Source organism: Microbacterium sp. UBA3394, assembly GCF_002358725.1.
Lineage (GTDB): Bacteria > Actinomycetota > Actinomycetes > Actinomycetales > Microbacteriaceae > Microbacterium > Microbacterium luteum.
Window position 1 is genome coordinate 1 of record NZ_DEPK01000186.1, and the last position, 18,233, is coordinate 18,233.

An 18,233-nucleotide genomic window follows, 5' to 3' on the forward strand; every position below is an offset into this window, starting at 1 on the left:
CAACGGCATCAAGATCTTCGCCCGCGGCGGTGTCAAGCTCCCCGATGTGGTCGAGCAGCGCATCGAGGCGGCCATGGACGGCCCCAAGCTGCAGCCCACCGGCGGCGACGTCGGCCGCATCCGCCGGTTCGCCGACGCGGAAGACCGCTACATCGTGCATCTGCTGGGCTCGCTCCCGCATCGCCTCGAGGGCCTCCACGTCGTGCTGGACTGCGCGCACGGGGCAGCATCCGGCGTCTCACCCGAGACCTTCTCCGATGCCGGGGCGACGGTCACGGTGATCGGCGCCGACCCCGACGGACTCAACATCAACGACGGTGTCGGCTCGACCCACCTCGACGCGCTCCGGGCGGAGGTCGTGCGTCTCGGCGCCGACCTGGGCATCGCCCACGACGGCGACGCCGACCGGTGTCTGGCCGTCGACGCCGACGGCACGGTCGTCGACGGCGACCAGATCATGGCGATCCTGGCCGTGGCGATGAAGCAGCGCGGCCATCTCGCGCAGGACACGCTGGTGGCGACGGTCATGAGCAACCTCGGCCTGCACCGTGCGATGGACGAGAACGGCATCCGGGTGGAGCAGACCGCGGTCGGCGACCGCTACGTGCTGGAGCGGATGAACGCCGGCGGCTACTCCCTCGGCGGCGAGCAGTCCGGTCACGTCATCATGAGCGAATACGCCACGACCGGCGACGGGCTGCTGACCGGCCTGCACCTCGCCGCGGAGATGGCGCACCGCAAGGCCACGCTCGCGGAGCTCGCATCGGTGATGACGGTGTACCCGCAGGTGCTCGTGAACGTGAAGGATGTGGACCGCTCGCGGGTCGGGGATCCCGTCGTCGCGCAGGCGGTCGTCGATGCCGAGCGCGCGCTCGGCGAGTCGGGTCGTGTGCTGCTGCGCGCATCCGGAACCGAGGCGCTCGTGCGGGTGATGGTGGAGGCGGCGTCGGAGGATGACGCGCGCTCCCACGCCGACGCCCTCGCGTCGGTGGTCGCCGAGCGTCTCGCTCTCTGACCCGTTTCGTCTCGCTCGGCTCGCTCAACGACCGGGGCCGGGGCGTTTCGTCTCGCTTCGCTCGCTCAACGACCGGGGCCGGGGAGGCGGGGTACCCCTTCCGGTCGTTGAGCGAGGGAGCGGAGCGACCGAGACGAAACGCGGGCCGCTCATCCGCGGCCGCGCCCTCGCGCACTCCAGCCGCGCACGGCGTCGAGGCCGCCGTCGATGAACGCCTGGCGTTTAGCGTGGCTCCATCCCTGGATGCGCTTCTCCCACAGGAACGCGTCGTCGATCCGCGCGAACTCGCCGCTCCACGCGAGCTCGACGGGGAGCCGGCGGGAGGTGTACGCGGCGCCCACGCCGGCCTGGTGCTGCGTGAGACGACGGCCGAGGTCGCGGGTGCTGCCGACGTAGAACGTGCCGTCGGCGCACCGGAGGATGTAGAGGAACCCCATCGGGTGACCGTAGCGGCGGTGCCGACGGCGGTGTTCGTCTGTGCCGCGGATCTGTGGGCGCGTGCGCGGGGCCGCGGGGGTGGGGAGGGCGTTTCGTCTCGCTCCGCTCGCTCAACGACCAGGGCCGGGGAGGCGTGGCGTTTCGTCTCGCTTCGCTCGCTCAACGACCAGGGGCGGGGAGGCGGGGCGGAGCGACCGAGACGAAACGCGGGCCGCTCAGCGGTGGATGGCCTTGATCCGCCCGGTGCGGCGGTCGAGGTCGACCCGCAGAAACGTGGGCGTGTCCCAGATCATGACCGCGTCGCTGTGAGGAAACGGCCATTCCCGCTGCGGCGCCCCGCGTTCTTCCCGCAGCGTATCGGCGGTATCGCCGATCGAGACGCCGTCCACCGGCAGCTCGAATCCCGGACCGAAGGAGATGCCGGCTATCCGCCCGTCGGATGCGGTGCTGACGGTCACATCGATGTCCGCGAGCCGAAGCGTGGCCGATCCCCGCACGACCGCGAACTGCTCGACGTCGGGATCGGCGCCGAGGGCCGCGATGAACCGGTCGAGGGAGTCGCCGGCGCGTGCGGCAAGGCACACCGCGGCTCGCACGCGCCTGGCCTCGTCGAGGGGAGCGCCCGCGACGTCGCCGTCCCCATCGGCGAAGAGCAGGCCGATCTCGGCCGTCCGCGCGGCGACGAGGGCCGAGATCCCGGCCGCATCCTCGCCCGCGATGACCGCGTCGATCGATGCGGTCTCCCACGTCTCGAGCACGATCCTCGCCAGGGTCGCAGAAGCGATGCGCGGCGAGAGACCGTAGGCGCGGAGCGCAAGACCGAGGATGTCGGCGATCTGCGCCAGCGTGCGGTCTTTGAACGTGCGGTAGGCCTCGGCGATCGACGGGTCGCGCATGGCGCGGATGCGCACCTCCGCCATCAGCAGCACGCCGGTGCGGTCCTCGGTCGCCATTTCCGCGATCGCGCGCACCACGTCGGCGGGGTCGGCGGGCATCGGCGCCGCCGAGGACGCATCGCCGAAGGCGTGCACGAAGCCCGCTGCCCGCCGCATCCGATCGTTCGTGACCTTCTCGATGAGTTCGAGGAACAGGTCGTCCTTGGAGGCGAAGTTGGAGTAGGAGGCCCCGCGGCTGAAGTGCGCCTGGGCGCAGACCGCCTCGACCGTCGCCGCGTCGATCCCGACCTCGGCGAACACCTCGTACGCGGCGCCCAGGACCCGATTGCGCGTCGCTTCGCGCCCCGTGCCGTCGACGGAGTCACACAAAGTCCGGCTCCCCTCCCGACGTTGCTGTTCCAACCTATCCCGGCTGCGAGGGACGGTCGCGGCGACGATGCCGTCAGACTCGAGCCGGCACACATAGGCAACGCTGAAGCGCGCCAGGGTTCCCGCATGAGCGGGGTTGGTGTCCTAGGGGCAACACCTCGAAAGGACGGCACCCCATGGACGAGAACCTCTCCACCGCACAGCAGACCTCGCAGCAGGAGGCTGATGCGACGACCGTCGCACGGCCCTGGTACCGACGGCCGGTGATCGTCGCCTGCGCGGGTGTGGCGGTGGCGACCCTGGCGACGACCGCCGTGGTCGGGGTGAAAGCGACCGCTTCCGCCGCATCCGACACGACGCAGACCGTCGCCGCAGCGCCCGCCGTGCCGCAGGCGCCGTCATGGGGCGGCGGTGGCCGCGACGGGAGCGGATACGGCGACGACAGCCAGACATCCGGTACGACCACCTCCGTCAGCGAGGCGACCGAGGCGAACGACGATGAGTCGACCGGTGTCGTGATCATCGAGACGGTTCTCGGATACAGCGAGGCGGCTGCAGCGGGAAGCGGAATCGTGCTGACCGAGGACGGCCTCATCCTCACGAACAACCACGTCATCGACGGCGCGACCGAGATCTCGGTGACGATCGCGACCACCGGAGAGACCTATGCCGCCACGCTCGTGGGAACCTCCGTGGACTCCGACGTCGCCCTGCTGCAGCTGGAGGGGGCGTCAGGGCTGGAGGTCGCCGCCATCGACGACGACGACGAGACCGTCGGAGAGGCCGTCACCGCGGTCGGCAACGCCGAGGGCGGCGGCGTGCTGATGGCCGCGGACGGCGAGATCACCGCCCTCGAGTCGTCGGTGACGACCGCGTCGTCGGGCACAACCGCGGGTGAGACGCTCTACGGCATGATCGAGGTGCTCGCCGACGTGGTCTCGGGCGACTCCGGCGGAGCGCTGCTCGACGATGAGGGTGAGGTGATCGGGATGACCACCGCCGCGTCGGTCGGCGGCGTCGTCACCGTCGGGTACGCGGTTCCGATCGAGGATGCGCTGGCCATCGTCGAGCAGATCCTCGCCGGTGACGAATCCGACGGCGTGACCGTGGGGTACTCCGCGTTCCTCGGCGTGCAGACCGCCGCGGCCACCAGCACCGGCTACGGCGGCTACGGCGGGTCGGGGTCGGGCTCGACCCAGGCGACGACGACGTCCGGCGCGACCATCGCCGGCGTGATCGCGGGCACTCCGGCCGCCGACGCAGGCCTGGCCGCGGGCGATACGATCACCGCGGTCGACGGCACGGCGGTGGCCGACACCACGGAGCTCGCCGAGGTCCTCGCCGGCTACGACCCGGGTGAGATCGTCACGATCACGTGGACCGACTCCTCCGGCGCGACGCAGTCGGCGAGCGTGACCCTGATCGAGGGTCCGGCCTGATCGCGGTCGGCCTGATCGCCCGGCCACACCGGTGTCACACCGCGGGGGCGCTCCATGACAGCGACTCGATGTAGCGCAGCAGGACGCCCTCGCGGAGAGCCCACGGCGACACCTCCAGCTCGTCGACCTCCATCACCTTCATGGCCTGGTGGAGCACGACGGCGGCCGCGACGATCTGCAGGGTGCGGTCGGCGGTGATACCGGGCAGCTCCTGTCGGGCGTCGGCAGGGATGCGCGCCAGGCGCGGGATCCAGGCCTTCAGCGCCTGTCGCGGCAGCACCATCCGCTCGGTGCCCGACCATCCGGCCATGGGATAGCCGGCGAGCTTGGCGAGCGACCGGATCGCCTTCGACGACCCGACCACATGATCGGGCCGGGGGAGCGAGGTGAAGGTGTCGGCGAGCGGTTCGAGCTTCTTCTTCGCGTGCTTGCGGAGCCGGTCCACCGCGTCTTCTCCGGGCGGGTCGTCGGGCATGTACCGGAGGGTCATCCGGCCCGCTCCGAGCGGCACCGATGCGGCCGCATCCGGAAGCTCGTCGCCGCCGGCCGCGATCTCGAGCGATCCGCCGCCGATGTCGAACAGCAGGATCTGTCCGGCCGACCATCCGAACCACCGGCGCACGGCGAGAAAGGTGTAGCGGGCCTCGGTCTCGCCGCCCAGCACCTGCAACGGCTGGTCGAGCGCCTCTTCGATCGCCTGGATGACGGCGGGGCCGTTGGCCGCTTCGCGCACCGCGGAGGTGGCGGTGGCCAGCAGCTCGGCGACGTTCTCGGCGGCTGCCATCTCGCGCGCCTCGCGCACCGCGGTCACGAGCGCCTCGACGCCTTCGGGCCGGATGGCGCCGTCGTCGTCGAGGTAGCGCATGAGGCGCAGCACGGTGCGCTGCGAGGTCGTGGCGAGAGGACGGCCGCCCGGGCTCACATCCGCCACCAGCAGATGGACGGTGTTCGAACCGATGTCGAGGACTCCCAGGCGCACGTCGCCAGCGTACCGACGCGGCGGGTCCGGGCGCACCGCATGGATACGATGGGGCGGATGTCGATCGACGACCAGGTGACACCGCAGACCCCGGCGCTCTCGCTGTATCGCGAGATCGAGCGCGACGAGTGGGCCCGGATGGCGGGCGGACTCGCCCAGCCGCTGACCGAGACCGAGGTCGTGCAGATCCGCGGCATCGGCGATCGTCTGAGCCTCACCGAGGTCGCGGAGGTCTACCTGCCGCTCAGTCGGCTGCTGTCGCTCTACGCCAGTTCCACCAAGGCCCTCGGCGTGGACACGAGCACGTTCCTCGGCGAGCAGGACTCCACGACGCCCTTCGTCGTCGGGGTCGCCGGGTCGGTCGCGGTCGGCAAGTCGACCATCGCCCGGCTGCTGCGCGAACTGATGAGCCGGTGGCCCGGCACACCGCGCGTCGAGCTCGTCACCACCGACGGATTCCTCTACCCGAACGCCGAGCTGGAGCGGCGGGGTCTCATGGATCGCAAGGGTTTCCCGGAGTCCTACGACCGGCGCGCCCTGGTGCGCTTCCTCACCGAGGTGAAGTCGGGGGCAGACGAGGTGCGGGCGCCCTTCTACTCGCACATGCGTTACGACATCGTCCCGGATGCGCACGTCACCGTGCGGCGCCCCGACGTGGTCATCGTCGAGGGTCTGAACGTGCTGCAGCCGCCGCCCGCGCCCAATGATGTGGCGGTGAGCGACCTGTTCGACTTCTCGATCTACGTCGATGCCGCTCCCGACGACATCGAGCAGTGGTTCGTGCACCGATTCCTCGCGCTGCGCGAGGCCGCCTTCAGCAACCCGAACTCGTTCTTCAATCGGTTCGCGCAGATTCCGGACGAGGAGGCCGTGCCCCGCGCCCTGGGCTACTGGCGCGACATCAACCTCCCGAACCTCGTCGAGAACGTGCTTCCCACGCGTCACCGCGCGAGCCTCGTGCTGAAGAAGGCCGCCGATCACGCGGTCTCCAGCGTGCTGCTGCGCAAGCTCTGACCCGCACACCGGCGCTTCCGGTGCTTCCCGCGCCGACGCGCCGGCGCAGCGCAGCCGACGCTTCGAGAGGAGATCACGCCTCAAGAGGAGGCGTAGCGAGATTCCGTCCTCTGGTGGCGGGATCTCCTCCTGAGGGACTGCACCCGGCCCGCCGTGGGTGATGCGACCGCGTCCTGGTCGATTCGCATTCACTCACAGGTTTCTGCCAGGTTGGAAGGACCCGACGACCTTCCCCCGGAGATCTGTGTTTCGAGCTGCCCGCAGCGTCGCGCTCGCCGCTGCCCTCATCATCCTTCCCGGCGCCGCGCCTCTCGCTTCGCCGGCCGCCGACGCGGCAGAGGAGACGCCTCCACCGCCCTCTCTCGCCGACCAGCTGGCCGATGCCGCGCAGGCCGGAGCGAGCGGGGCCGAAGAACTGGCCGATGCCGTCGGTCTGCCCGCGACCGGCCCGGGCAGTCTGCAGGTGGACGACGACGGGCGGGTGTCGGCGACCGTGACGTTCGAGACGCGCCCGAGCGCTGAACAGATCGACGCGGTGCGGCAGCTCGCGCGGGTCGATCGCGTGTACCGTCTCAGCCCGTCGGTCGCCGTCGCTGTGTCACCCGCTCAGCTGTCGGCACTGGCCGCGCTCCCTGGCGTGGTGGCGGTCGCGCCCGACCTGCGTGCGGCCGTCGGCACGTCATCGTCGTCCGCCGCCGCGCGACCCGCGACCGCGGCCGCCGAGAGCTGCCGCAGCGTCCCGGTCGACGCCGACGAGCCGCTGAAGACGGCCCTCGCGCGCGACGCCTTCGACGTCGATGGCAGCGGCGTGACGATCGGCATCCTGTCCGATTCGTACGCCACCTCTGCCACGGCGACCACCACCCCCGCGGAGGACGTTTCGGCCGGCGTGCTCCCCGGACCCGGCAACCCGTGCGGATACGACACGCCCGTCGAGGTTCTCGCAGACCACCCGGGCGGCAGCGACGAGGGACGCGGGATGGCGCAGATCGTGCACGGCATCGCGCCCGGGGCGCGCATCCTGTTCGCGTCCGGGTTCGGCGGGATGATCGACATGGCCGAGAACATCCTCGCGCTCGCCGACGCGGGCGCGGACATCATCGTCGACGACATCAGCTATGTCACCGAACCCCACTTCCAGCAGGGAATCGTCTCGTCGGCCATCGAGATGGTCAAGGCGGACGGTGTGGCGTACTACACCTCGGCGGGCAATGCGAACGCCGTCGGCGCGGACGGCACACCGAGTGAGGGCCTTCCCATCGCCGGATGGCAGGCGCCCGAGTACCGCGGCGTGGCCTGCCCGGAGTGGGTGTGGGTGCCTGAGGAGGTCGTCGCCTACGACTGTCTCGACTTCGACCCGGGAGACGGCGTCGACCCCGTGCAGAGCGTCGGACTGCTCGCGACGCCGTCGGCGCCGACCTTCGCCCTCGGCTGGGGGGAGCCGCAGGGCGCGGTCGCATCCCACTTCTCGCTGCAGCTGTACTCGGATGACCCCGTGCCCGCCCTCGTCGCGGCGGGCGTCACACCGGACCCGCAGGTGCCGATGGAGATGCTGACGGTCAGCCCCGTGCCGACGGACGGGGAGTACGGCTTCGTCGTCGTGCGCGATCTCACCGGTGACGTCGCCCCGCCACCTGCCGTCTGGATCGGCACCTTCGGAAACGGCACGGCGCTCGCGTGGCGCGAATACGACCGCGATGCCGGCGGTGACCTCGTCGGAGCTGTCATCAACGGCCACAACGGGGACGGCTCCGGCGTGAGCGTCGCCGCCGCGTCGTGGGACTACCCGTGGGAGCCGGAGTCCTTCAGCTCGCCCGGGCCGGGCACCATCCTCTTCGAGCCCTACGACCCCTACGGGCCGCCGTCCGCGGCCTACTCCGAGCCGATCACCGTGGCCGCACCGCAGATCACCGGGGTCGACGGGGAGCGGACGAGCTTCTTCGAATCGCCCTTCGACGAGGACGGCGAGGTGGTCTACCGCTTCTACGGCACGTCGGCCGCCGCCCCGAGCGTCGCCGCGGTGCACGCCCTCGCCCTCGAGTACGCTCCCGGCGCCTCTCCGGCCGACATCCTGACGGCGACCGAGGCCACGGCGGCCGAGATGAACAATCCCTACTGGCGAGTGATGCCCGACGCGCACGTCTACGGCGCCGGACTCGCTGACGCCCACGCCCTGCTGGCAGCTCTGCCCGACCCGACACCGACGCCCGAGCCGACCTCGCCGGAGCCGACGCCCGAGCCGACGTCGTCGCAGACCGCCGCGCCCTCGCCTGCGGCGGCGTCAGCCGAGCCGGCACGGCTCGCGGCCTCCGGATCGACCCCACCGCTGTCGGCGGCTTTCCTGGCTGCCCTCCTGATCGCCGGCGGTGTCGCGATCACGTGGACTCGACGCACGAGGCGTCGCCGATCGCCCTGACCCGGCGTGTTCCGCCCGCGGCGTTCGGTACCGGGCGGGGCGCCAGGCGGCGCAGATTACGATGGAGCCCATGTGTGGAATCGTCGGATACGTGGGCCCGCGGCAGAGCCAGGCCATCCTCTTGGCAGGCCTGTCGCGACTGGAGTACCGCGGATACGACTCCGCCGGCATCGCCGTGATCGACGGCGCCGGTGCGCTCGACATGCGCAAGCGCGCCGGCAAGCTGCAAGTGCTGCGAGACGACCTCGTCGGGCACCCGATGACCGACGGCACCACGGGCATCGGCCACACCCGGTGGGCGACCCACGGCGGTCCCACCGACCAGAACGCGCATCCGCATCTCGCCGACGACGACAAGCTCGCCGTCATCCACAACGGGATCATCGAGAACTTCGGCGAGCTCCGCGCCGAACTCGACGGGCATCCGTTCCGGAGCGAGACCGACACCGAGGTCGCCGCCGTGCTGCTCGGCCGCGCCTATGCCGCGAACGGCGGAGACCTCGTCGCCGCGTTCCGCACGGTCGTCGCCCGCCTCGAGGGGGCCTTCACCCTGCTCGCGATGCACCAGGACCATCCCGGCCTCGTCGTCGGCGCGCGCCGCAACTCGCCGCTGGTGATCGGCCTCGGCGAGGGGGAGAACTTCCTCGGCTCCGACGTCGCCGCTTTCGTCGAGCACACGCGCGACGCCCTCGCGATCGGCCAGGACCAGATCGTCGCGATCACCCCGGCCGGCGTGGAGGTGACCGACTTCTTCGGCGCCCCCGTGGAGGTCGAGCCGTTCGAGGTGACGTGGGATGCGAACGCCGCCGACAAGGGCGGTTGGTCGTCGTTCATGGCCAAGGAGGTCTCCGAGGAGCCCGAGGCGGTCGCGAACACGCTCCGCGGGCGGATCCGCGACGGTGTCGTCGCCATCCCCGAGCTGGAGGGACTCGACGACCTCTTCGAGGACATCTCCCGCGTGATCGTCGTCGCCTGCGGCACCGCCTCCTATGCGGGCATGGTCGCGAAGTACGCCATCGAGCAGTGGGCGCGCGTGCCGGTCGACGTCGAGCTCGCCCACGAGTTCCGCTACCGCGATCCGGTCATCGGCCCCGACACCCTCGTCGTGTCGATCAGCCAGTCGGGCGAGACGATGGACACGCTCATGGCGGTGAAGTTCGCCCGCGAGCGCGGCGCGAAGACCCTGTCGATCTGCAACACGCAGGGCGCCACCATCCCGCGGGAATCCGACGCGATCGTCTACACGCACGCGGGACCGGAGGTCGCGGTGGCCTCGACGAAGGCTTTCGTCGCCCAGATCACCGCCCTCTATCTGCTTGCCCTCCACATCGGACAGGTGCGCGGTGCGATCTCCGCCGATGAGGTCGCCGCGCAGATCGAGGAGTTCGAGGCCGTTCCCGGCAAGATCCGTCGCATCCTCGAGACGGAGCAGGAGCGCATCGAGCAGTTCGCGTACTGGATGGCCGACACCCGATCGGTGCTCTTCCTCGGCCGCCATGTCGGCTACCCGATCGCGCTCGAGGGGGCGCTGAAGCTCAAGGAGCTCGCCTACATCCACGCCGAGGGTTTCGCCGCCGGGGAGCTCAAGCATGGCCCGATCGCCCTCATCGAGCCCGGTCAGCCGGTGTTCGTGCTCGTGCCGTCGCCGCGCCACTCGGCGCTCCTGCATGCGAAGGTCGTCTCGAACATCGAGGAGATCCGCGCGCGCGGTGCCCGCGTGATCGCCGTCGCCGAAGAAGGCGACGCGGCCGTGCTGCCGACGGCCGACGAGGTGCTGCGCATCCCCCTCGCCGGGCCCCTGTTCGAGCCGTTGCTGTCGGTCGTGCCGTTGCACATCTTCGCCATGGGCCTGTCGACGGCGAAGGGACTCGACGTCGATCAGCCGCGGAACCTCGCCAAGTCGGTCACCGTGGAGTGAGTGCGCCGCCTGCGGTGAACAACGCAGGAGATCCGCGTCGAATCGGGCAGGACAGGGTCGAATCCGCCCGCGGGGCGATCGATCTCCTGTGTTGTTCACGGCCCGAGCCGGTGCCCGACCCTCGGCAGCGGCCGCGATAGGCTGGCGGGCGTCGTCGGACGCCGCATCGGACGATGGAGGGAGCGCCGCATGATCGTCGGAATCGGCGTCGACCTCGTCGACATCGCCCGCTTCGAGCGAACGATCGCGCGCACGCCCCGGCTGCTCGGGCGGCTCTTCTCGCCCGCCGAGCAGGCGCTCAAGCCGCGATCGCTCGCGGCGCGCTATGCTGCGAAGGAGGCGCTGATCAAAGCGCTCGGCGGGTCGGACGGCGTGCACTGGACCGACATCGAGGTCACCCGCGAGCAATCGGGGCGGCCATGGTTCGCCCTGTCGGGGAGCACCGCCGCCGTCGTCGCCGACCGCGGCATCGCGACCCTCCACCTGTCGATGTCCCACGACGCCGGGTTCGCCGTCGCCTACGTCGTCGCCGATGGTGCCGGCACGCCCGCCGCCGGCACAGGAGGGGACACCGCGTGAGAGGCATCCACCACGGCGACATGCGCGAGGCGACGATCGACCTCGACGCGATCACCGCGAACGTGCGGCACCTGCGCGCCCTCACCGGCGTTCCCGTGATCGCCGTGGTGAAGGCGGACGGATACGGCCACGGCGCCCCGCGCGTCGCGGCCGCCGCGCTCGAGGGCGGCGCGTCGCGGCTGGCTGTCGCCGACGTCGACGAAGCCCTCGCTCTGCGCCGCGCCGGGGTGGATGCGCCGCTGCTGGCGTGGCTGCACGCGCCCGGCGCGTCGTTCGCGGAGGCCGCTGCGGCGGGGATCGAGATCGGCGTCTCCCGCATGGACCAGCTCGTCGCGGCAGCGGATGCGGCCACGGCTGGCCGCCCCACCGCAGTGCACCTGAAGCTCGAGACCGGCCTCGGCCGCAACGGCATCGCCCCCGCCGACTACCGCGTCGTCTTCGCCGAGGCAGCACGCCTGGAGCGCATCGGACGCGTTCGGGTGGTCGGCGTCTTCAGCCACCTCTCCAATGCGTCGCCCGAAGCGGACCGCGCCGCGCTGGACGTGTTCGAACGGGGTGTCGCCGAGGCCGCATCCCTCGGCCTCACCCCGCACATCCGCCACCTCGCCGCGACGAATGCGGCCATCGCCCTGCCCGAGACGCGGCTCGACGCCGTGCGCATCGGCATCGGACTCTACGGCTTGTCGCCCTTCGACGACCGCTCCTCGGCCGAGCTGGGGCTGCGCCCGGCGATGACGCTGCGCGCCCGCGTCGCGGCGGTGCGCCGGGTGGATGCCGGGCACGGCGTCTCCTACGGCTACGACTACGTCGCCCCGCGCGAGACGACGCTCGCGCTCATCCCGCTCGGCTACGCCGACGGCGTGCCGCGCCAGGCCTCGGGACGGGGGCCGGTGACGATCGGCGGTGCACGGTTCCCCGTGGCCGGCCGCGTCGCGATGGATCAGTTCGTCGTCGACGTCGGAGAGCATCCCGTCTCCGTCGGCGACGAGGCGGTGCTGTTCGGCGACCCGACCCTGGGCGTCCCGTCCGCCGACGAATGGGGCGAGGCGGCCGGAACCATCAACTACGAGATCGTCACGCGCATCGGACGGCGCGTGCCGCGCGTGTACGGGAGCGCCCGGTGACCGGCCTCGACGCGATCGTCGGTGCCCGGGAGCTGACCACGCCGGCCGACATGCACGCGTTCGGTGTCGAGATCGGTCGGATGCTGTCGGCGGGCGACCTCGTGGTGCTCACCGGTCCGCTCGGGGCCGGCAAGACCACACTCACGCGCGGGATCGCCGAGGGGCTCGGCGTGCGGGGACCGGTACAGAGCCCGACCTTCGTGCTCGCCCGCACGCATCCGTCGCTCGTCGGCGGCGCGCCGCTCGTGCACGTGGACGCCTATCGGCTCGGATCCGCTGCGGAGCTCGACGACCTCGACATCGACCTGGACTCCTCGGTGGTGATCGTCGAGTGGGGTCGCGGCATGGTCGACGGCCTGCGCGAGAGCTGGTGGGAGATCGAGCTCGACCGCGAGTGGCACGGCCGGGGCGTCGACACCGCGTGCGGCGTGACCGCGCGCGAGGCCGACCTCGATGCCGACTCACCGCGGATCGCGACCGTCACCCGCCGCCCCTGATCGCCTCGATCGCGTCGAGCACCGCGTCGGGGCGCTCGACGTGCGGGAAGTGTCCCGTGCCGGAGGCGGTGCGCACGCGAAGCTGAGGGATGCGCGCGGCGAGAGCGACATCGTCGCGCGGCGACGCGAACACATCGCGCGGACCTCGGACGACCTGCACGGGACAGCGGACGACGCTCCACGTATCCTCGTCGTAACCCGCGAGCATCCGAGCCGCGCGGGCGAAGGCCGTCGGACGCACCTCGGTGCGGAACGCGGCGACCACGCTCGGGTCCACGCGCGCGGAGAAGAGCGGCCGCGTCAGCAGCGGCAGCAGCCCTGCGGCCGCGACGCCCTCGACGATGGCGGCGCCGCCCGGACCGAACGCGGAGAGCGCCCGCATGACGGCGAGCATCCCCGCGAAGCCGGGCAGCCGCATCCCGCCGCGCAGCGGATGCCGGATCGCGTCTATGACGCTCGCGCCCGTGGGGGCGACGAGAACGACGCCCACGGTCGGACCGGGCGCTCGCGCGGCGAGGTCGAGCGCGACGACGCCGCCGAGCGAGTGACCCGCGACGATCCAGTCGTCGTATCCGAGGGAACGCACGAGGTCGGCGATGGCGTGCGAGACGTCTTCGACGTGCAGCGCGGGATCCAGCTCCCCGCTGTCGCCCCACCCCGGCAGGTCGACGGCGACCACGTTCTCCAGGGTGCGGCCGGTGTCTCGCGCGTACGCGGCGAGCGGGGTCCAGGTCGTCCATGTGCCGGCGGCGCCGTGCAGCAGCACGGTCGCAGTTCCGCCGGTGCGGCGCCCGGCGCGCACGGTGAGATCGCCGACGGCGGTCGGGATCACGACGGTGCGCCATCCTGACCCCGCGGGATCGTCCGAGAGCGGCGGCGTGCCGCCCTCGCGCACGTACCGGGGGAGGTGCATGCGTGTTGTTCGTCGTCGGGGCGCGGATCGGATGGGCGAGCAGGCCACGGCCGGCTCCGATTACGCTGGAAGGCGTGATTCTGGGCATCGACACGTCGATCGGCACCGCGGTGGCGGTGATCGAGCCCGACGGCGTCGTACGCGCCCAACTCGACAGCGGCGACCCGCGCGGGCACGCCGAGGTGATCGGCGATCACGTCGCGCGCGTCCTGGCGGAGTCGGAGATCACGAGCGCCGACGTCACCCATGTCGCCGCGGGTATGGGCCCCGGGCCCTTCACCGGCCTGCGCGTGGGCATCGCCGCCGCCCGCGCCTTCGCGCTCGGCCGCGGCATCCCGCTCATCCCCGTCGTCAGTCACGATGCCGTCGCCCTCGACCGCATGCTGATGGCGGCCATGACCGGCGCCGACGAGGAGCGCTTCGCCGTCGTCACCGACGCCCGCCGTCGCGAGTTCGCGTTCACCGTCTACGAGGGCCTCGACGATGACGGCCTCCCCGTGCGCGTGGCCGATCCGGCTCTCGCGCCGCGCGACGAGCTCGATGCCGCGCTCGCCGCGCACGGCGCCCGCCGACTCGACGCCGGTTCGGTACCCGCCGCGATGCTGGCTCTCGCCGCCGGTCGTGCCGTCGCGGCCGGCCGCCGGATCGCCGCGGACAACGCCCTCTATCTGCGCTCTCCGGATGTCACCGCACCCACCGCGCCGAAGCGGGTGATCGCGTGAGACTGCGCACCGGAGACGTCGACGACCTCGAGGCGATCATGGCGCTCGAGCGGGCGTCCTTCGCCGGCGACGCCTGGAGCGAGACCGCCATGCGGGCAGAGCTGGCCTCCCCCCACAACCACTACGTCGTGGCGGAGCAGGCAGGTCGCCTGATCGGCTACGCGGGGCTGCGCGCCCCGTCGGGCGCGACGGACGCCGACGTGCAGACCATCGCCCTCGACAAGACGTTCCGCGGCCGCGGCCGTGGCCGAATGCTGTTCCGCGCCCTTCTTCAGGAGGCGGCGGAGCGCGGCGTGCGCGAGGTCTTCCTCGATGTGCGGGCCGACAATCCGGCCGCCCAGCGCCTCTACGCCTCGGAGGGGTTCATCGAGATCGGCCGCCGCCCGAACTACTACCCGGACGGCAATGTCGACGCCATCGTGATGCGCCTGGACGTGCCCGGATGGGCCGCGTCGCGCGCATCCCTCTCCCCGATGTCGGAGAATCTCGCCGATGTCGGACAATCCCGGCAAAATCCTCCGACATCGGCGCGAATCTCCGACAAACCGGGCTCGGCCGGGGCCGGGGCAGGGGCTGGAGCAGGGGCAGGGGCCGGGGCTGCGGCCGGGGCGGGGACTACGGCAGAGACGGGGGCGTGCACGTGAACCGACGCGAGCCGCTGGTGCTCGGCATCGAGACCAGCTGCGACGAGACCGGCATCGGCATCGTGCGCGGCCGCACCCTGCTGTCGAACACGATCGCGTCGTCGATGGATGAGCACGCCCGCTACGGCGGGGTCGTGCCCGAGGTCGCCGCCCGCGCGCACCTCGAGGCGCTGCAGCCGGCCATCGAGGCGGCGCTCGCCGAGGCGCGGGTGTCCCTCGCCGACCTGGATGCGGTGGCCGTCACGAGCGGACCGGGGCTGGCGGGTGCGCTCATGGTGGGGGTGGGGGCGGCGAAGGCGCTCGCGGTCTCGCTCGACCGTCCGCTGTACGCGGTCAACCACCTCGTCGGACACATCGCCGCAGACATCCTGGATGCGGATGCTCCGCCGCTGGAGTACCCCACGGTCGCGCTGCTCGTCTCCGGCGGGCACACGTCGCTGCTGCTGGTACGCGACCTCACCACCGACGTCGAGCTGCTGGGCGAGACCGTCGACGACGCCGCGGGGGAGGCCTTCGACAAGGTCGCGCGTCTGCTCGGCCTGCCCTACCCCGGAGGGCCGGAGATCGACCGCGCCGCCGCGACGGGGGATCCCACTGCCATCCGCTTCCCCCGAGGCCTGTCCCGCGCGAGCGACATGGCGTCGCACCGATACGACTTCTCGTTCTCCGGCCTGAAGACGGCCGTCGCGCGGTGGACGGAGCAGGCCCGTGCCGCCGGGGAGGATGTGCCCGTCGCCGACGTGGCCGCGAGCTTCCGCGAGGCCGTCGTCGACGTGCTCGTGACGAAGGCGCTCGCCGCGTGCGAGGCGTACGGCGTGCCGCGCCTCCTGCTCGGTGGCGGGGTGATCGCGAACCGCCGCCTGCGCGAGGTCGCCCTCGCGCGCGCCGAAGCCGCCGGCGTCGCGGTGCGCATCCCTCCGCTGTCGCTGTGCACCGACAACGGTGCGATGATCGCGGCGCTCGCGAGCGAACTCATCATGTCGGGGCGCCGACCCTCGACTCTCGCGTTCGGCGCCGATTCGACGCTGCCGGTCACCGAGATCCAGGTGGCCGAGCGTCCTGCCGAACGGACGGACGCCGCATGACCCCTGATGCGACCGACGACCCGCAGGGGCAGGATCTCGCCCCCGTCTCCGGAGAGTCACGCATGCCCGGCGAGCACCGGGGCGGCTTCTCGCGGCTGCCCACGGGGCCGCTCGGCATCACCGAGATGTCGGCGCCGACCGATCCGTCCGAGGCGCCGAGCACCGACTCGTGGGCGATGCCCGCGCCGCCGCTGCGCAGCGCGTTCGCGGCCTGGGCGCTCGGCATCGCGATCGCGGGCCTGCTCGCATCGTTCTTCGTCGGATGGGCGTTCCCCCTCGGCCTGATCGCGATCGTCGTCTCGGTCATGGCGTTGCGCCGGCCCACCGAGGACCGCGCGATGGCGGTGTGGGCGATCTGCATCGCCTCGGGGTCGGTCGTCTACAGCGCGGGCTGGCTCGTCTTCGCCGCTTACAGCGCGAACCTGTTCAGCTGATCGCGCCCCCGTCGACCGGGCGTCACACGCGATCTGCGAGGATCGCCCGCCGCGTGTCGCCGACGCGCGTGAGCACGAGCGTCGCTGCCGCGTCGCCGCGCAGCTTGAGCTTGGTCCGCAGCGCCGCCGGGTCCACGTCGACTCCGCGCTTCTTGATCTCCAGTCGGCCGATCGCGCGGGAGCGGAGCTCCCGCGCGAGCGCCTTGGTGTCGCTCGGCAGCTCCTCACGCACGCGGAACGACGAGACGAAGGGGCTCGTGAGCGCCGCATCCGAGGTGAGATAGGCGATCCGCGGATCGAGAGTGCCCGCCTCGAGCGAGCGGGCGACATCGCCGATGAGACGAGCTCGGATGACCGCCCCGTCGGGCTCGTGCAGGTAGGCGCCGAGCTCCCGCGGCGCCGCATCCTCGGCATCGGCGCCGGCGGTGATCTCCCACGCGTGTTCGCCGCGGGTCACGAGCGCGGCTCGGCGCACGCCCGGCCGTGCGAGCTCTCGAGTCCACAGCACCAACTCCACCGTCGACCCGTCGGCGCTGACCCACTGCGCCTCGACGTCGTCGGGGATGCGGTCCCGGTCCAGTCCCGGTCCGAGCTTCACACCCACCGGTCGTCTGCGGGCGATGTCGAACACCCAGTCCAGCGACGGCGACCATTCGTCGGCGTTCGTGCGGGAGGTCTCTCCTCGGCCGGGCGTGCGGCGGGCAGGGTCGAGCCAGATGCCGTCGGCGCGCGTGAGGTCGGATGCTTCGGCGCGGCCGTGCGCGACGGTGACGGCGTCGCCGAACGAAGCGAGGTTGTAGGCGGCGATCGCCGCGGTGATCTCATCCGCGTCCACCGCGTCGACCGACAGGCCGAGCCCGGCGAACCCGAGCGCGTCACCGCCGATGCCGCACCCCAGGTCGGCGACGCGCGTCAGGCCCCCGGCTCGAAACCGCCCGGCGTGCAGCGACGCGATCGACATGCGCGTGGCCTGTTCCAGGCCCGCGCGCGTGAACAGCATGCGCTGGGCGAGGTCGCCGAACTTCGCTTCGGCCTTCGTGCGCAGCCGCGCCTGACCCACGAGCGCCGACACGAGGTCGGGGGAGTGGCCGGCCGCGCGCAGGGCGGACACCTGCCGCGCGACGTCGTCGGAGGTGCGCACCGCGGGCATCCCGGCGAGCATCCGCAGCCCGTCGGCGGTGAGCAGGGCAGTCAGTTCCGACGATTCCATTCGATCCAGCGTAGGTGCTCGTTCGCCGCGCCCCGAGCGGGCCGATCCCGGACGCGGAAGCCCCCGAACCCCGGACGTGAACCCCGAACCCCGAATCAGACCCCTAGGGGATCCCCGGAAGTCTCCGGGGGTATCCCGGATGTCGTGACGCGCGATCGGACGGACTATTGATCCGCAAGGCCGCCGAAGGCTTCATCGAAGGGACTGGGACAATGGCTACTGGGAACGACTTCAACGACGGAATCATCGTCGACGACACGCTCAACGACAACAACGTCGGCGTCAACGAGAACGAGATCCTGTCGAACAACACCGACAACTCCGACAACTCGACCAACGACTCGGGTAATTCGTCGACCGACGGGAACTTCTCGGACAATTTCTCCGGGAACACCGACAACTCGGACAACTCGACGAACACCGCGGTCCTGACCGACGCGTCCGACAACTCGGACAACTCCATCAACGACTCGGGTAATTCGTCGACCGACGGGAACTTCTCGGACAACTTCTCCGGGAACACCGACAACTCGGACAACTC

The 18,233-nt window shown here is 71.6% G+C and carries 17 protein-coding genes and 1 pseudogene; 13 read left to right on the plus strand and 5 right to left on the minus strand.

Annotation, left to right across the window (positions count from 1 at the left end; translation table 11 throughout):
• Window positions 1–1,015, plus strand: a 1,015-nt coding sequence (locus B4E30_RS11070; RefSeq protein ID WP_286795333.1) for a phosphoglucosamine mutase, incomplete at its 5' end; no start/stop codon positions are given.
• Window positions 1,016–1,164: 149 nt separating this feature from the next.
• Here the strand turns inward: B4E30_RS11070 and B4E30_RS11075 are convergent.
• Both B4E30_RS11075 and B4E30_RS11080 read right to left on the minus strand, forming a co-directional pair.
• On the minus strand, window positions 1,165–1,452 hold the full coding sequence (locus tag B4E30_RS11075) for a GIY-YIG nuclease family protein (protein ID WP_286795334.1): 288 nt from the start codon (window positions 1,450–1,452) through the stop codon (window positions 1,165–1,167).
• Between the two features lie 216 nt (window positions 1,453–1,668).
• On the minus strand, window positions 1,669–2,718 hold the full coding sequence (locus B4E30_RS11080) for a TetR/AcrR family transcriptional regulator (protein ID WP_286795335.1): 1,050 nt from the start codon (window positions 2,716–2,718) through the stop codon (window positions 1,669–1,671).
• Between the two features lie 176 nt (window positions 2,719–2,894).
• Between B4E30_RS11080 and B4E30_RS11085 the strand changes: the two genes are divergently transcribed.
• On the plus strand, window positions 2,895–4,157 hold the full coding sequence (locus B4E30_RS11085; RefSeq protein WP_286795336.1) for a S1C family serine protease: 1,263 nt from the start codon (window positions 2,895–2,897) through the stop codon (window positions 4,155–4,157).
• A gap of 34 nt (window positions 4,158–4,191) precedes the next feature.
• Here B4E30_RS11085 and B4E30_RS11090 read toward each other — a convergent pair whose 3' ends face one another.
• Entirely contained in the window at window positions 4,192–5,136 is a 945-nt protein-coding gene (locus B4E30_RS11090; RefSeq protein WP_071045593.1) for a Ppx/GppA phosphatase family protein, read from the minus strand.
• A gap of 57 nt (window positions 5,137–5,193) precedes the next feature.
• On the opposite strand from B4E30_RS11090, the gene coaA reads away from it, so the two are divergent.
• The 6 genes from coaA to tsaE all read left to right on the plus strand — a co-directional run bounded on the left by coaA (window position 5,194) and on the right by tsaE (window position 12,684).
• Window positions 5,194–6,150: a type I pantothenate kinase gene (gene coaA / locus B4E30_RS11095; protein ID WP_071045573.1), complete on the plus strand. Its 957-nt coding sequence runs from the start codon at window positions 5,194–5,196 to the stop codon at window positions 6,148–6,150.
• A gap of 244 nt (window positions 6,151–6,394) precedes the next feature.
• Complete coding sequence (locus B4E30_RS11100) at window positions 6,395–8,566, plus strand: S8 family serine peptidase (RefSeq protein WP_286795337.1); 2,172 nt, start codon at window positions 6,395–6,397, stop codon at window positions 8,564–8,566.
• A gap of 70 nt (window positions 8,567–8,636) precedes the next feature.
• Window positions 8,637–10,484, plus strand: a complete 1,848-nt coding sequence (gene glmS, locus B4E30_RS11105; protein WP_071045575.1) for a glutamine--fructose-6-phosphate transaminase (isomerizing) — start codon at window positions 8,637–8,639, stop codon at window positions 10,482–10,484.
• A gap of 189 nt (window positions 10,485–10,673) precedes the next feature.
• Window positions 10,674–11,063 (plus strand): holo-ACP synthase, encoded by a 390-nt coding sequence (locus B4E30_RS11110; protein ID WP_071045576.1) that lies wholly within the window; start codon window positions 10,674–10,676, stop codon window positions 11,061–11,063.
• Window positions 11,064–11,083: 20 nt separating this feature from the next.
• The gene (gene alr, locus B4E30_RS11115) at window positions 11,084–12,187 is read left to right on the plus strand and encodes an alanine racemase (protein ID WP_286795340.1); all 1,104 of its coding nucleotides are present in this window, start codon (window positions 11,084–11,086) and stop codon (window positions 12,185–12,187) included.
• Between the two features lie 50 nt (window positions 12,188–12,237).
• Window positions 12,238–12,684, plus strand: a complete 447-nt coding sequence (tsaE, locus tag B4E30_RS11120; protein WP_228481108.1) for a tRNA (adenosine(37)-N6)-threonylcarbamoyltransferase complex ATPase subunit type 1 TsaE — start codon at window positions 12,238–12,240, stop codon at window positions 12,682–12,684.
• On the opposite strand, the gene B4E30_RS11125 is transcribed toward tsaE, so the two are convergent.
• Entirely contained in the window at window positions 12,668–13,597 is a 930-nt protein-coding gene (locus B4E30_RS11125) for an alpha/beta fold hydrolase (RefSeq protein WP_071045578.1), read from the minus strand. The two genes, tsaE and B4E30_RS11125, sit on opposite strands and share 17 nt — an antisense overlap.
• 74 nt (window positions 13,598–13,671) lie before the next feature.
• Here B4E30_RS11125 and tsaB point away from each other — a divergent pair, with 74 nt between their 5' ends.
• Genes tsaB through B4E30_RS11145 form a run of 4 tightly spaced genes read left to right on the plus strand, consistent with a single transcriptional unit; the run spans window position 13,672 to window position 16,482 of the window.
• Window positions 13,672–14,319 (plus strand): tRNA (adenosine(37)-N6)-threonylcarbamoyltransferase complex dimerization subunit type 1 TsaB, encoded by a 648-nt coding sequence (tsaB, locus tag B4E30_RS11130; RefSeq protein WP_071045579.1) that lies wholly within the window; start codon window positions 13,672–13,674, stop codon window positions 14,317–14,319.
• Complete coding sequence (gene rimI, locus B4E30_RS11135; protein WP_286795338.1) at window positions 14,316–14,963, plus strand: ribosomal protein S18-alanine N-acetyltransferase; 648 nt, start codon at window positions 14,316–14,318, stop codon at window positions 14,961–14,963. The genes tsaB and rimI overlap by 4 nt, the downstream gene beginning before the upstream one ends.
• Window positions 14,960–16,048: a tRNA (adenosine(37)-N6)-threonylcarbamoyltransferase complex transferase subunit TsaD gene (gene tsaD, locus B4E30_RS11140; protein WP_194385565.1), complete on the plus strand. Its 1,089-nt coding sequence runs from the start codon at window positions 14,960–14,962 to the stop codon at window positions 16,046–16,048. Before rimI ends, tsaD begins: the two co-directional genes overlap by 4 nt.
• Complete coding sequence (locus tag B4E30_RS11145) at window positions 16,045–16,482, plus strand: hypothetical protein (protein ID WP_194383656.1); 438 nt, start codon at window positions 16,045–16,047, stop codon at window positions 16,480–16,482. The genes tsaD and B4E30_RS11145 overlap by 4 nt, the downstream gene beginning before the upstream one ends.
• Window positions 16,483–16,504: 22 nt before the next feature.
• Here the strand turns inward: B4E30_RS11145 and B4E30_RS11150 are convergent, their stop codons facing one another.
• Complete coding sequence (locus B4E30_RS11150; RefSeq protein WP_194383655.1) at window positions 16,505–17,692, minus strand: class I SAM-dependent methyltransferase; 1,188 nt, start codon at window positions 17,690–17,692, stop codon at window positions 16,505–16,507.
• A gap of 212 nt (window positions 17,693–17,904) precedes the next feature.
• Between B4E30_RS11150 and B4E30_RS11155 the strand changes: the two are divergent.
• Window positions 17,905–18,233: pseudogene (locus tag B4E30_RS11155) on the plus strand (hypothetical protein); the annotation flags it as partial.